The sequence below is a fragment of the Streptomyces sp. NPDC037083 genome (assembly GCF_055606485.1).
In genome coordinates, this window is record NZ_JBVJSQ010000002.1 from 749,257 (window position 1) to 762,854 (window position 13,598).

Below are 13,598 nucleotides of genomic sequence, written 5' to 3' on the forward strand. Positions count from 1 at the left end.
CTTTCTTCGGCGACTCGGCAACTCAAGTCACCAGGGGAAATTCTGACGCCGTGCCTAACGATCCCTGCCGGGCGCGGAAACCCTGTACGCGGAAAATCTCCGCACCCCGGCGCACGTGCCGGGGTGCGGAGACGCGGAAGCGGCCGTCAGCCGACGGGAGGGGGCGGCAGCGCGGGCGCCGCCGGCGCCTCGGCCGGCAGGGCGGGCAGGTCCGGCAGGGTCGGACCGAGTCCGTCCAGCGTCGAGGAGAGCAGGTCGAGCAGGCCGTCCAGCACGCCGGTGACCGTCGAGACGACCTGGCCGACGTCCAGGGAGGTCACGGCCGAGAGCAGGTCGTCGACGGTCTTCTGCACGGCGGCGAGCGCGTCGGAGAGGGGGTCGGCGGCGGCCGCCTTCGCCTTGCCTTCGTCACGGACCTGGGCGGCGGATGCGGCGGGGAGCGCCGGGGCTACCGGGGTCTCGGCCGTGATCCTGGCGACGGCTGTCCTGACGGTGTCGCCGAGCCGGGTCGCCTGGTCGGGGGTGAGGCGGCCGTTGTCGGACTTGACGACGGTGTCGAGGGCGTCGGTGACCGGGGCGAGGACGATGCCGAGATCACCGAGGCCCTTGCCCTGGGCGAGGAGCGCGGCGGCGCCGGAAACGGGCGCGCCGACGGCCGCCGCGGTGCGCTCACGGGCTGCGGCTCCGTCGGCCGCCATGGCGGCGGGTGCGGCGAAGCCGAGGACGAGGGAGGCGCACAGTGCGGTGGAAGCGATACGCCGTACGGGCAGACCACGCATGGGAAATCCTTTCGATTGCGTCGGGTCTCGGGCCCACCGTGCAAACGTCCGTCGCACACCGCAACCTATCGAGCGCTTACTGTGACTCCGCGCAGGTCACCGGGCTCGCATCAGCGCTGATGGACGGCCCGTCGACGCCCGTCGAGCGCGTCGGGCCGGGTACCCCCGTTCGGGGCAACGCCTTCGAAAACGCGAACGGCCACCCCCCTGGCGGGAGAGCGGCCGTTCGGCGAATGACGTGTCGTGACCTCTGGGAGGTGACGTCAGTCGTTGATGCAGGTGTTGCCGAACGCGGGGTTCAGCAGGCCGATCACGTTGATCGTGTTGCCGCACACGTTGACCGGAACGTGAACGGGAACCTGGACGACGTTGCCCGACAGCACGCCCGGGGAGTGCTCGGCGATGCCGTTCGCGCCGCTGTCGGCGGCGGCGATGCCGGAGGCGCCGGCGACGGCCGCGGCGGCAACGGAGGTCAGGACCAGGCCCTTCGCGATACGCGACATGGAGAAATGCTCCTTGAGGTTTTGACACAAACACCCGGGCGGGGATGCCCGGCGCTGAAGTCAACGCGCAGGGCTCACCGGGGTTGTGCCGCCAAATGAGTGATGTCTCCAGAGGGCGAGCTTCACCATTCCGACACACTTGTCCGCTTTCTGTGGATTAATCAGGACAGCGACTACAGTGGCGCCTCATCCGACGCACGCCTATTGCCAGCAAATCGCACGAAAGGGCACCGCCGGTCATGCGCACTTCCCTGGGGCCACTGCTGCAACGCGCAACGGCCGGCGTCCTGGCACTCACCGCGCTGTGGGCAGCGGGCGGCGCCCGGGCGGCCGACGCCCCGCCGTCCCCGGAGGCGGAACGCCTCGCCTTCGCGCGGCGCTACCACGCCACGCAGCACGGCGGGATCGTCCGCGCGGCCAACACCGCCATCAGCTGCCGCGCCGCCCCGACGGCCGGGGCCGCGCCCGCCTGCCCGGCCGTGCGCGAGGGCAAGGCGGCACAGAACGGCGACTTCGACATGTTCTACGTCGACGTCGACAGCGACCCGAACACCTACAACTCCTCCCGCGCCGAGGTCCGCCTCCCCCAGGGCGCGCGGGTGTCGTACGCGCGGCTGTACTGGGGCGGCAACCTGCGCGTCGGCGAGCAGAAGCCGCCCAGGGACAACGGGCGGGTGCTGATCGCCGAGCCGGGCGGGCAGTACAAGGCGGTGCTCGCCGACACGGTCGTCGGCCATCGGACGGCCCAGGGCGCCGACGCCTTCCAGGCCTCCGCGGACGTCACCGAGCTGGTGCGCGACAGCGGTCGGGGGCTGTACACGGTCGCGCAGATCAACGTGGCCATGGGCAGGTCGGCGGCCGGGGCCTGGGGCGGCTGGACGCTGGTCGTGGCGTACGAGAACGCGGCCGAGCCGCTGCGCGACCTTTCACTCTGGGACGGCTTCGACACCCTCGACGCCGTCGGCAAGGAGATCCGGCTGCGCGGGCTCGGCATCCGCAGGGGCGCGAGCGGCCTGGCCGGGCTCGTCGCCTACGACGGCGACCGCGGCCGTTCGGGTGATTCGCTCATGTTCTCGACCGGTGGCGCCGCGGCCACCGCGCTCACGGATCCGGTCAATCCATCCGACGATGTGTTGAACTCCACGATCAGCGAGCCGGGGGCGGCTCCGGCGGCGCGTGTACCGGCGTACGCCAACACCCTCGGCTACGACTCCGACGTGTTCGATCTACGCAGGGGATTGCGGCGCGGCGGTGACCAGCTGACGGTCCGGCTCGTTGCCCACCGGGACGCGGCGTGGGCCGGGGCGCTCTTCGTCGCCGTCGACACACGGAAGAAGTAGTCAGGCGCGTTCCCGCACGTCCCGAGCGCCACCGTGAGCGAGGAAACCGCGCAATGCATCAGCCAGAACCCGATGTAAGCCCCCGGGTCCTGCACCTCACCCAGCCCGTGGACGGTGGGGTCGCCCGGGTCGTGACGGACCTGGCACGGGCCCAGGTCGCGGCCGGGATACAGGTCGCCGTGGCCTGCCCGCCCGGGCCGTTCGCCGAGGACCTGCGGTCCCTGGGCGCGGACGTCCGGCACTGGTCGGCGACCCGGTCGCCGGGGCCCACGCTCCCCCGTGAGGTGCGACGGCTCGCACGCGTGCTCGACGACGTACGCCCCGACCTGGTCCACGCGCACAGCGCGAAGGCCGGACTGGCCGGGCGGCTCGCGGTGCGCGGGCGGATCCCGACCGTGTTCCAGCCGCACGCCTGGTCCTTCGAGGCCGTCGGCGGCGTCACCGCGGCCCTGGCTCTCAGGTGGGAGCGGTCGGGGGCGCGCTGGGCGGACCGGCTGCTGTGCGTGAGCGAGGCGGAGCGCGCGACCGGCCTGCGCGCCGGGATCGACGGCCGCTGGAACGTCGTCCCCAACGGCATCGATCCCGAGCGCTTCCACCCGGCGCCCGTCGACACCGTGCGGGCCGCTCTCCTGCCCCGGCTCCACCCGGCCGCCCCGCTGGTGGTGTGCGTCGGGCGGCTGTGCCGGCAGAAGGGGCAGGACGTGCTGCTGCGGGCGTGGGACGCCGTCGCGCACAGGACGCCGGGCGCCCATCTGGTGCTGGTCGGCGACGGACCGGACGCGGAGCAACTCCGCTCCGGCGCACCGGAGTCGGTGCTGTTCGCCGGTGCCGTCGCCGACGCCGCACCCTGGTACCAGGCCGCCGACCTGGTCGTGCTGCCCTCCCGCTGGGAGGGCATGGCGCTGGCCCCGCTGGAGGCGCTGGCCTGCGGGCGGCCCGTGGTGGTGACCGACGTGGACGGCGCCCGGGAAAGCCTGCCGGCCGCGCTCGCGTCCCGCTGTCTGGTGCCCGCCGAGGACCCCGCGGCACTGGCCGACGCCGTCGCGGCACTGCTGCTCGACCCGCTGCTGCGCGAGTCGCTCGGTCACCAGGGCCGCCGACACGTCCTGGCCACGCACGACGTGCGACGCACGGCCGAGGCGGTCGCGGGCGTCTACCGCGAGCTGCTCACGACCACCCAAGGGGCGCGCGTCGCGCCCACCGAGTGCAGGGAGTCCATCCACTCGTGACTGCGGAAAGCACCGTCCCCTCTCCTGGCGCGCAGCCCGGATACTCGCCCGTCTCGGTCATTCCGCGGCGGGAGAGCACAGCCGGATTCCGGTTCCCCACCGGGCGGCCCCCGGCGCGGCCCGCGTCGCCCCTGCCGCCGCTGCTCACCGACGGCCTCGCCGCGTGCGCGGGCGCGCCGGCGCTGACCGGGGCGCAGCACCGCCCCTTACTCGTGGCCCTGCTGGTGGCGGCGACGATACTGCTGCGCCCGCAGCCCTCCCGACCGGTGGCGGGAGTGCTGGACGAAGTGCCCGCCGTCTGCGGCCGCGTCCTGGTGGTCTGGCTGGCGCTGGGCACACTCGTCGCAGCGTGGAACCCGGCGCACGCGCTCTCGGCCCGCACCCTGCTCCTCGGCTGTGCGGCGCAGGCCGTGGCCTGCTGCGCCGGCCGCGCGGTCGTCCATCTGCTGCGGCGGCGGGCGCTGTTGCGCCGCCCGCGCGCCGCCCTCGTCATCGGCCCCGCCACGACCGCGCAGCGGGTGGCCGCCGCGGTTCTGCGCCATCCCCGGTGCGGCGTCCAGCCGGTGGGGATCGTGGCCGAGAGCCCCGACGCCGCCGACGGACTCCCTGTGCTGACCAGCGGTCAGGAGGTGCAGCGGGCCCTCATCCAGAACGGCGTCCGGGAGGTCCTGTGCGTCCACCCGGCCGTGCGCAGCGTGCAGGGCCCGCTGCTGCGGGCGCTGGCCGAGTCGGGCTGCAGGGTGTGGGAGGTCGACGCCGACACCCCCTCGTACGCGAGCCGCGAGCAGCTCGCCGGGTTCTCCTGCCGGCTGCTCGACCTGGGCGCCCGGCGCCGGGGCAGCCTCGGCAAGCGGCTGCTGGACGTCGCGGTCTCCGGGACCCTGCTGCTGCTGGTGAGCCCGCTGCTGCTGACGTGCGCGGCGGTGCTGCGGCTGACCGACGGTCCGGGGGTGGTCTTCCGGCAGGAGCGCATCGGCAAGGACGGCAGGCCCTTCACCCTGCTGAAGTTCCGCACCCATCGCCCGGTCGACGAGCACGAGGCCGCCACCCGCTGGAGCGTGGCCGGCGAACGCGAGATGAGCCGGTTCTGCCGCTTCCTGCGCCAGACCTCGCTGGACGAGCTGCTCCAGCTGTGGAACGTCCTGTGCGGAGACATGAGCCTGGTCGGTCCGCGCCCCGAACGCCCCTTCTTCGTCGGCCAGTTCAGCCAGGCCTACCCCGGATACGCGGCCCGCCACCGCATGCAGACCGGCATCACCGGCCTCGCCCAGGTGAACGGACTGCGCGGCGACACCTCGATCGAGGACCGGGCCCGCTTCGACAACGCGTACATCGACAACTGGTCGCTGTGGCAGGACGTGTGCATCCTGCTGCGCACCGCGGCCGCCCTCGTGCGACCGACCGGGAGCTGAAACCGCCGATGACCCCAGGACCCGTCCGGAGTGTCCCGCTTGCGCTGCGACGCCTGGCACGGCGCCTCGCCGCGATGCCGGGGACGCCCGCGTACGCGCAGTACGCGGGCGCGCCTCCGCCGGGCGACGCGCCGGCGCCGCTTCGCCCGCCGCCCGGGCAGGGGACGGCGAACCCCGGACCGGTCCTCGCCCTGCCCCTGCCGGCCGCCCGGAGCGTGTCTCCGGTTCTGCCCGTGGTCGCCGTGGTCGCCCTGCTGGGCCTGCCGCTCACCCCCGGGGGCGAGGGCGGCGCCGGGCCGGCCGACGCGCTGTCCGCGCTGGTCGTGCTGTTCTGCGCGGTCCTGTTGCTGCGGCAGCGGCGGCGGGGGCTGTCCCGGACGGCGGCCCTCGTTCTCGGGATGCCGGTCGCCGGGCTCGCGCTCGCCGCGATGGGCGCCTCCTCGCCGGGCGCGGGGGTCACCGGCCTCGGCCGCTATCTGCAGATCTTCGTGCTCGTCCCGGCGGCCGTCGTCCTCCTCGTGCGGAACCGGGCCGACCTCCGGCTGCTCGCCTGGTCGTTCGTCGGGCTCGCCGGGTGGCAGGGGACGGTGGGCGTCCACCAGTTCGTCACCGCGACCGGCGCCTCGTACCAGGGCGAGACGATCCGGGCGGTCGGCACCTTCGGGCCGCAGGACGTGATGGGCATGGCGACCGTCGTGTCCTTCGGGCTGGTCTGCGCGGTCGGGCTGGCGCTCGGCCGCCCCTCCGTGCGACAGGGGGCGATCGCCGCGAGTTGCGCGCTCGGGCTGCTGGTGCCGCTGGCGCTGTCCTTCAGCCGGGGCGCATGGATCGCGACCGCGCTGACCTGCACGGTCCAGCTGGCCCTTGCCGGACTGCGGCGGGCGCTGAAGATCGGTGCGGTCGCGCTGGCGGCCGGCGTGGTCCTGGTCGGCGGGTTCGGGGTGGGCTCGGCGATGCTCCAGGAGCGCGTCGACAGCATCACCCAGGTCGCCGACGCGCCCGACCAGTCGGTCACCGACCGGTACACGATGTGGGCGGCCGCGGTCGGCATGTGGCGCGAACAGCCGCTCACCGGCGTCGGGTTGAAAGGCTTCCCCGAGCACCGGGACGCGCACGCCTCGCTCGCCCTGTCCTCCGGCAGCGACACCGACGGCGCGGGCTCGGGCTTCGTCCGGCAGCCGCTGCTGTCCCCGCACAACATGTACCTGCTGGTCCTCGCCGAGCAGGGCCTGATCGGCCTGCTCGCCCTCGCGGGCGGCTGGCTGGCGATGCTCGCGTGCGGTCTGCGCGGCTGGTACCGCGTGCGGCGCTCGGGGCCCGGCCTCGACTGCGCGCTCGTCGCCTGCGGCCTTCTGGTCTGGCAGCTGACCGACTTCGTGTACGCCGACATCGGCGGGCCTTCGACCGTTCTGACGGCCGTCGTCCTCGGGCTCGTGGCCTGGTGGGCGCTGGTCGGCGGCGACAGCCGCGAGGAGGCGCTCGCACGATGACGGTGACGCCTCCCCGGACGCCCCACACGGACGGCCCCGTGTCCGTGCCGCCGGCGCGGTCCGCCGCGCAGTCCGGGGGGACGGCCGGGGCGACCGCCGGGGAGAAGGGGCGGCACGGCGGCGAACTCCCCCCGGTGTCGCGGGGGTTCCTCGCCAAGGCCACGCTCGTCACCGCCGTCCTGTCCGTCGCCGGCGCCCTGCTCGGGCTGCTCCGGGACCAGGCGCTGGCCCGGCTGTTCGGGGCCGGCAGCGAGACCGACGCCTTCCTCGTCGCGTGGACCCTGCCCGAGTTCGCGGCCACCCTCCTCATCGAGGACGGGCTGGCGTTCGCCCTGATCCCGGCGTTCAGCATGGCGCTGGCCCGCCGCTCCCAGGGCGTTCCCGGCGACCCGGTCCGGGCACTGGTCGCCGGCACGCTCCCCCGGCTGTCGCTGGCGTTCGTCGCGGTCGGTGCCCTGCTGATCGGCACCGCTCCGCACCTGGTCGAGGTCCTCGCCCCCGGACTGCCCGACCCCGCCCTCGCCGTCGACTGCACCCGGCTCACCGCCACCTGCGCGGTGAGCTTCGGGCTCGCCGGGTACTGCAGCGCGGCCCTGCGCGCGCACCGGCGGTACGTGGCGCCGGCGGCGATCTACGTGGCGTACAACGTCGGCATCGTCGCCGGGATGTACACCCTCGGCGGACGCTGGGGGGTGCGGTCGGCTGCCGCCGGGGTCGCGGTGGGCGGGCTGCTCATGGTTCTCGTCCAACTGCCGTCGCTGCTGCGCCAGTTGCGGAGACGCACGGCGGAGGGGGCGGAGGCCGCCGCGCACGAGGAGCCCCGGCCCCTCGACACCGCGCTCCTCGCGACCGTCCTGCTGTTCGCCCTGTGCCGGCAGTCCCAGGTCCTCGTCGAGCGCTTCCTCGCCTCGCAGTTGCCGTCCGGGGCGATCTCGCACCTCAACTACGCGCAGAAGGTCGCGCAGATGCCGATGATCCTGTCGGTGATGGTGTGCACGGTCACCTTCCCGGTGGTCGCGCGGGCGCTGGCCGAGGGGGACGTCGAGCGCGCCCGCGGCCGGGTGGAGCGAGATCTGGCGCTGGCCGCGTGCATCGTGCTGCTGGGCACGGCGGCCGTGGTGTCCTGCGCGCCGCAGATGATCGAGGTGCTGTTCCAGCGGGGCGCGTTCACCGCGCGGGACACGGCCGCGACGGCCGGCGTGATGCGGGTGTACGCGCTCGGGCTGCTCGGCCAGACCCTGGTCGGCGTGCTGGTCCGCTCCTACTTCTCGGCGGGCCGGGGCAGCTGGTACCCGGTCGGCGCGATGGCCTGCGGGATCGGCGTGACCACCTGGATCGGCGCACTGAGCGTCCACACCCGGGGGGTCTACGGGATCGCCGCCGCCAACGCGACCGGCATCACCGTCACCGCCCTGGTGCTGCTGGCCGGGATGGGTCCGCGCAGCGTCCCGATCGGCGTCCGGGGCGTGCTGCGCGAGCTGGGCCGACCGGTGCTGGCCGCCCTGGCGGCGACCGTGGCCGGGGCGATCGCCGCCGCGCAGTTCGACGACGCGCTCCTCGGCCTCGCCGTCGGCGGGTTCACCGTGACCGCCGTCTTCCTGGCGCTCGGGGTGGCCCTGCGCGCCCAGGGCGTCGTCCGCGCACTCCGTTCCGTACATTCCGCGACCCGAAGGCTCTTCCATGGCCGCTCCTGACAACAGCACCCGCGCGCCCGTCCTGTGGGCGGCGATGTACCACTCCGTGGGTGACTGCTCCGAGGACCCGTACCGCATCACGGTGACCCCCGAACGGCTGGAGAAGCAGCTGACGTGGCTGCGCCGGCGCGGACTGCGCGGCGTCTCCATGGCCGAACTGCTCGCCGCCCGCGCCCGGGGCGAGGGGCGCGACCTGGTGGGCCTCACCTTCGACGACGGTTACGCCGACTTCCTCACCGGGGCCCTGCCGGTCCTGCGCCGCAACGGCTGCACCGCCACCCTGTTCGTGCTGCCCGGCCGGCTCGGCGGCGACAACGCCTGGGATCCGCTGGGCCCGCGCAAACCCCTGCTGACCGCCGACGGCATCCGCCGCGCGGCCGACGAGGGCGTCGAGATCGGCTCGCACGGCCTCACCCACGTCGACCTGACCGCGGCCCACGACCGCACCCTCAAGGCGGAGACGGTCGAGAGCCGGGCCGCCCTCACCGAGTTGCTCGGCGCCGAGGTCGGCGGCTTCTGCTATCCGTACGGGACGATCGACCAGCGCGCCGTGGACGCCGTGCGCGAGGCCGGTTACGCCTACGCCTGCGCGATCGACCCGGGCTCCCTCAACGGCCTCCACGCCCTGCCCCGCGTGCACATCGGGCAGGACGACAACGCCCTGCGCCTGCATCTGAAGTACCGGCTGCACCGGTTGCGCCGACGGCCCGTGGAGGGCCTGCGGTGAAGGCGCTGCACATCATCACCGGGCTCGGCGTGGGCGGCGCCGAGCAGCAACTGCGCCTGCTGTTGCGGCACTTGCCGACACACTGCGACGTGGTGACGCTGACGAACCCGGGGTCGGTGGCCGACGGACTGACCGAGGACGGCGTCCGCGTCGTCCACCTCGGCATGGCCGGCAACCGCGATCTGGGCGCGCTGCCGCGCCTGGTCAGGATCATCCGATCCGGCGGCTACGACCTCGTGCACACCCACCTGTACCGGGCCTGCGTCTACGGCCGGCTGGCCGCGCGCCTGGCCGGGGTCCGCGCGGTCGTCGCCACCGAGCACTCGCTGGGCGACTCGCAGCTGGAGGGACGCAGGCTGACCTCCGGGGTGCGTGCCCTCTACCTGGCCAGCGAACGGCTGGGCCGCACCACGGTCGCCGTCTCCCCCACGGTCGCCGACCGGCTGCTGAGCTGGGGCGTGCCGGCGCCCCGGATCGAGGTCGTTCCCAACGGCATCGACCTGGCGCGCTTCCGCTTCGACCCCGACGCCCGCAGGCGCACCCGCAGGCGCCTCGGTCTGCCGGACGACGCCCACGTCGTCGGCGGCGTCGGCCGCCTCACGGCCGGCAAGCGCTTCGACGTGCTCATCCACGCCCTGGCCCACCTGCCTCCCGACCACTGGCTGTTGCTGGTCGGCGGCGGACCCGAGGAGAACGTGCTGCGGCGCATCGCGCACGAGGCGGGGGTCGCCGACCGCGTCCTGTTCACCGGCGAACGCCCCTACGTCCCCGACGGCACCCCCGGCCCCGACCTGCCCTCGCTCACCTGCGCCATGGACGTGTTCGTGTCCCCCTCTCCCGAGGAGACCTTCGGCCTGGCGGCAGTGGAGGCGCTCGCCTCGGGACTGCCCGTGCTCTACGCCTCCTGCCCGGCCCTCGAGCACCTGCCCGCGCAGGCGTCGGGAGCCCGTCGGGTGACCGGCGGCGCCGAGGCGTTCGCCCGCGCGCTGACCGAGGCGCGCGCGCAGGCCCCGGGCCCGCGCACCACCCCGGACGCCGCCCGCCACTACGACATCACCCGCAGCGCCGCCCAGCTCATGGACGTGTACGCGGCCACCGTTACCGGACCACCCCGGTCGTCCTCCGCTTCCCCGACACCCCAGGGAGTCAGTTCCCCATGACCGAGAACCCCCGCCGTCCTGCCGCCCTGCGCCGCGCCAGGGCGCTCCCGCCGTGGTCCCTGCTCGTGGCCGGAGCCGTCGCCGGCGGTCTGCTCGGCGGCGCGTACGGAGTCGTCGAGCCGCCCGTGTACACGGCCACCGCCTATGTCGTCGCCGTGCCCACCGCGAAGTCGGACCCGGCGTCCGCGCTCGGCTTCGCGCAGGCCTACGGCCGGGTCGCCACCCAGCTCGCGGTGCTCGGCGACGCCCAGGTGTGGGCGGGCGTGCCGGTGGGGACGCTCCAGCAGAGTGTGCAGACGGCGACCTCGCCGGACGCCCCGATGGTCGCGATCACGGCGACCTCCGCACGTGCCGACCTCGCCGCCGACATGGCCAACGCGGTCTCCCGCTCGCTGACCCAGCACGCCAAGAGCTCCAAGGCCGCCACCAACGTCGAACTCCAGCAGTTCGCCCGCGCGGTGCGGCCGACCGCGCCCTCCTCGGCGTCCTCGGCGGTGACCGGCCTGGTGGGGGCGAGCGCGGGCGGCCTGCTCGGCGGCCTGGCGCTGCTGGTACGGCCGAAGCGGGGCTCGGCGCAGGACGCCGCCCGCCCGGCCGCCGTCCCCGGTCCCGCCCTCGCCGCCGACGCCCACGGAGCGCTGTGAAGCCGACGCTCAGGACCCAACTCGTCACCGACGAACGGGCCTTCGCCGAGCTCGCGCCCGCCTGGGAACGGCTGTACCAGCGGTGCGCGACGGCCACCCCCTTCCAGAGCCACCCCTGGCTGCACTCGTGGTGGCTGTCGTACGGCCGCCGCGGCCGGCTGCGTCTGCTGCTGGTCCGCGACGGCGGTGAGCTCGTCGCTGCGGCCCCGCTGACGGCCGTCCGCCGCCCGCTGCCCGCGCTCGTGCCGCTCGGCGGGGCGATCTCCGACTACGGGGACGTCCTCGTCGACGACGAACGCGGCGAGCAGGCCGTCGACGCGCTCACCGAGGGCCTCGCGGCGGCCGCCCGCACCGCGCTGATCGACTTTCGCGAGGTCCGGCCGGGCGGCGCGGTGGAGCAGGTCTACGAACGCTGGCGCGGGCCGCGGCGGCGGGTGAGCGACTCGGTGTGCCTGGAGCTGCCGGCCGTCCCCATGGAGGAGTTGGTGGCCCGGCTGCCGTCGGCGAAGGCCCAGCGGGTGCGCGCCAAGCTGCGCAAGCTGACCGCGCTGGGCGTGGAGCGCAAGGCGGTGCACCCGGAGGAGGTCGACTCGGCGCTGCGGCGGCTGCTGGAGCTGCACCAACTGCAGTGGCAGGGACGGAAGGTGACCGGTGAGCACCTGCGATCGCGGTTCTGCGAGCACCTGGTGCGCTCGGTCGGACCGATGGTGCGCTCCGGGGACGCGGTGGTCACCGAGTTCCGGCTCGACGACGACGTCGTGGCCGTCGACCTGACCCTGCTGTCGCGGCGGCTGGCCGGGGGCTATCTGTACGGCGCCCATCCGCGGCTGCGCGAGCGCAAGGCGGACGTGGCGGTGATGCTGCTCGACGCCTGCGCCGAGCACACCCGGGGCGGGGGACGCGCGGCGCTGAGCCTGCTGCGCGGCAACGAGCCGTACAAGCACCACTGGCGGCCCGAACCGGTCGTCAACCAGCGGCTCCTGCTGGCCCGTCGGCGCACCGCACCGCTGCTGTCGGCGGCCGTCTGCGACGTGGCCGCGCGCCGGCGGGGCAAGGAGCTGCTGCTGCGTCTGGAGCAGCGGAAGGAGCGCGCCGGTGGCGGCAGCTCCTGACGCGGACCTGCCGCCACCGCACCGCGCGTCACCCGTTGCGCGACCACCAGTCCAGGCGGAGGCACAGCTTGCCGCCCAGCCAGTACTCGACCCAGTCGCCGAGGTCCATCGGCGTGCAGTTCGCCGGGGGTTCGCCGGTGGGGTCGGTCGTGGGGGGCTGCGGGGTGGGCCCCGGAGTCGTCGGCTCGGCGCCGGGCTCGTCGGTGCGGCCGGACAGGAGCGAGCGGTAGACCTCGGACGACCGGGGGTTCTGCCGGCACTGCCACACACCGTGCGGGCAGTAGTCGGTCACCGTGTTGTACAGCGGTTCGTGCTCGTCCATCCAGGCGAGCATGCGCCGCATGTACTCGGCGTTGTCTCCGTTGCGGAAGAGTCCCCATTCCGGGTAGGAAATGGGCTTGCCGTGGGCTTTGGCGAAATCCACGTGATCCTGGAGCCCGTACGGTTCCTTCACCTGCTCGTCGAAGGAGAGGCCGGTCGGCTGATCGTAGGAGTCCATTCCCAGGATGTCGACCGTGTCGTCGCCCGGATAGCACTGGGTCCAGGGAATGGCGTCCTTGCCGCGGGCCGGCGTGAAGTCGAACTTGAATTTCTGGCCCGGCACCGAACGCATCGTGGAGACGATCCTGTTCCAGTACTTCTTCCAGGCCTCCGGATCCGGCCCGCAGCGATGGGTGTACGTGATGCCGTTCATCTCCCAGCCGAGCACGATCACCGTGTCCGGCACCTTCAGCGCGACCAGTCGCTCGGCGAGAGCCCGGTAGTGGTGATCGAACTCCCCGGCCGCGCCCTCCCCCAGCAGCCGGCGCACCTCGGCGTCGGAGACGCCCTCCTCGTTGCGTTCCAGCATGGGCACGTTGAGGACGAGCATCCGGTCGTCCCGCTCCCGCCGCCAGCTCGCCCACACGTCGAGGAATCCGGGCGGGCCCTCGATGTTGCGCCACCGGTCGCCCGGCAGGTAGGTGTGGCCGACACGCAGTTCCGCGCCGCCCAGCCACTGGCTGAGCCGGGCGATCCGGGCCACGCCCCGGGCGCCGTAGTCGAGGTAGGCGCCGAAGGCGGGGGCCGGCTTCACGGGCTCGGCGGACGGGGCCGGCGCGGTGGAACCGGCGGACGGGTCGGCGGACGGTGCCGGTGTCACGGGCGCCGCCGACGGCGCCGGCGGGTCCGGTGTCGCACTCGGCGCGGGGACGGCCGGGTCGGCCGCGGCGGGCACGGCGGGCGCGGCGGACGCCGGGACGGTCGGGGTGGGAGCGGGAGGATCGGCGGCCCGCGCCGCCCCCGCGCCCGCGGCGAATCCAGGTCCGGACGCCAGGGCGGCCGAGGCCGCGACGGCCGCCGCGACAACGGCCAGCCGCCGGGACCGTGCGCGACGCTGCTGTGGGGCCATGCCTGCTCCCTTCTCCACTCTCGCGTAACGCGCACTCCCCGCGCATTACTGACACTCAGTCATATGAAAGTCACACGAAAAGGATTCACGCCACCGCCGCTACGGCTTTCGAGTGGAT

The 13,598-nt window shown here is 74.2% G+C and carries 12 protein-coding genes; 9 read left to right on the top strand and 3 right to left on the bottom strand.

Annotation, left to right across the window (positions count from 1 at the left end; translation table 11 throughout):
- Window positions 1–146: 146 nt before the first annotated feature.
- The gene (locus tag ACZ7DE_RS08070) at window positions 147–779 is read right to left on the bottom strand and encodes a hypothetical protein (protein WP_470758873.1); all 633 of its coding nucleotides are present in this window, start codon (window positions 777–779) and stop codon (window positions 147–149) included.
- A 263-nt stretch (window positions 780–1,042) separates the two neighbouring features.
- Window positions 1,043–1,282: a chaplin gene (locus ACZ7DE_RS08075; protein ID WP_470758874.1), complete on the bottom strand. Its 240-nt coding sequence runs from the start codon at window positions 1,280–1,282 to the stop codon at window positions 1,043–1,045.
- Window positions 1,283–1,521: 239 nt separating this feature from the next.
- Here ACZ7DE_RS08075 and ACZ7DE_RS08080 point away from each other — a divergent pair, with 239 nt between their 5' ends.
- Genes ACZ7DE_RS08080 through ACZ7DE_RS08120 form a run of 9 tightly spaced genes read left to right on the top strand, consistent with a single transcriptional unit; the run spans window position 1,522 to window position 12,090 of the window.
- Complete coding sequence (locus ACZ7DE_RS08080; RefSeq protein WP_470758875.1) at window positions 1,522–2,622, top strand: DUF3344 domain-containing protein; 1,101 nt, start codon at window positions 1,522–1,524, stop codon at window positions 2,620–2,622.
- Window positions 2,623–2,675: 53 nt separating this feature from the next.
- Window positions 2,676–3,851 (top strand): glycosyltransferase, encoded by a 1,176-nt coding sequence (locus ACZ7DE_RS08085; RefSeq protein WP_470758876.1) that lies wholly within the window; start codon window positions 2,676–2,678, stop codon window positions 3,849–3,851.
- Entirely contained in the window at window positions 3,848–5,263 is a 1,416-nt protein-coding gene (locus tag ACZ7DE_RS08090) for an exopolysaccharide biosynthesis polyprenyl glycosylphosphotransferase (RefSeq protein ID WP_470758877.1), read from the top strand. Before ACZ7DE_RS08085 ends, ACZ7DE_RS08090 begins: the two co-directional genes overlap by 4 nt.
- Before the next feature lie 8 nt (window positions 5,264–5,271).
- Entirely contained in the window at window positions 5,272–6,753 is a 1,482-nt protein-coding gene (locus ACZ7DE_RS08095; RefSeq protein WP_470758878.1) for an O-antigen ligase family protein, read from the top strand.
- The gene (gene murJ, locus ACZ7DE_RS08100; protein ID WP_470758879.1) at window positions 6,750–8,447 is read left to right on the top strand and encodes a murein biosynthesis integral membrane protein MurJ; all 1,698 of its coding nucleotides are present in this window, start codon (window positions 6,750–6,752) and stop codon (window positions 8,445–8,447) included. The genes ACZ7DE_RS08095 and murJ overlap by 4 nt, the downstream gene beginning before the upstream one ends.
- Window positions 8,434–9,174 carry a polysaccharide deacetylase family protein gene (locus tag ACZ7DE_RS08105; protein ID WP_470758880.1) on the top strand — a complete coding sequence of 247 codons (741 nt, stop codon included), beginning with the start codon at window positions 8,434–8,436 and terminating at the stop codon, window positions 9,172–9,174. The genes murJ and ACZ7DE_RS08105 overlap by 14 nt, the downstream gene beginning before the upstream one ends.
- On the top strand, window positions 9,171–10,334 hold the full coding sequence (locus tag ACZ7DE_RS08110) for a glycosyltransferase (RefSeq protein ID WP_470758881.1): 1,164 nt from the start codon (window positions 9,171–9,173) through the stop codon (window positions 10,332–10,334). Before ACZ7DE_RS08105 ends, ACZ7DE_RS08110 begins: the two co-directional genes overlap by 4 nt.
- The gene (locus ACZ7DE_RS08115; RefSeq protein ID WP_470758882.1) at window positions 10,331–10,978 is read left to right on the top strand and encodes a YveK family protein; all 648 of its coding nucleotides are present in this window, start codon (window positions 10,331–10,333) and stop codon (window positions 10,976–10,978) included. The genes ACZ7DE_RS08110 and ACZ7DE_RS08115 overlap by 4 nt, the downstream gene beginning before the upstream one ends.
- The gene (locus tag ACZ7DE_RS08120; RefSeq protein WP_470758883.1) at window positions 10,975–12,090 is read left to right on the top strand and encodes a GNAT family N-acetyltransferase; all 1,116 of its coding nucleotides are present in this window, start codon (window positions 10,975–10,977) and stop codon (window positions 12,088–12,090) included. Before ACZ7DE_RS08115 ends, ACZ7DE_RS08120 begins: the two co-directional genes overlap by 4 nt.
- Before the next feature lie 28 nt (window positions 12,091–12,118).
- Here ACZ7DE_RS08120 and ACZ7DE_RS08125 read toward each other — a convergent pair whose 3' ends face one another.
- On the bottom strand, window positions 12,119–13,480 hold the full coding sequence (locus ACZ7DE_RS08125; RefSeq protein ID WP_470758884.1) for a glycoside hydrolase family 26 protein: 1,362 nt from the start codon (window positions 13,478–13,480) through the stop codon (window positions 12,119–12,121).
- Between the last annotated feature and the right edge of the window lie 118 nt (window positions 13,481–13,598).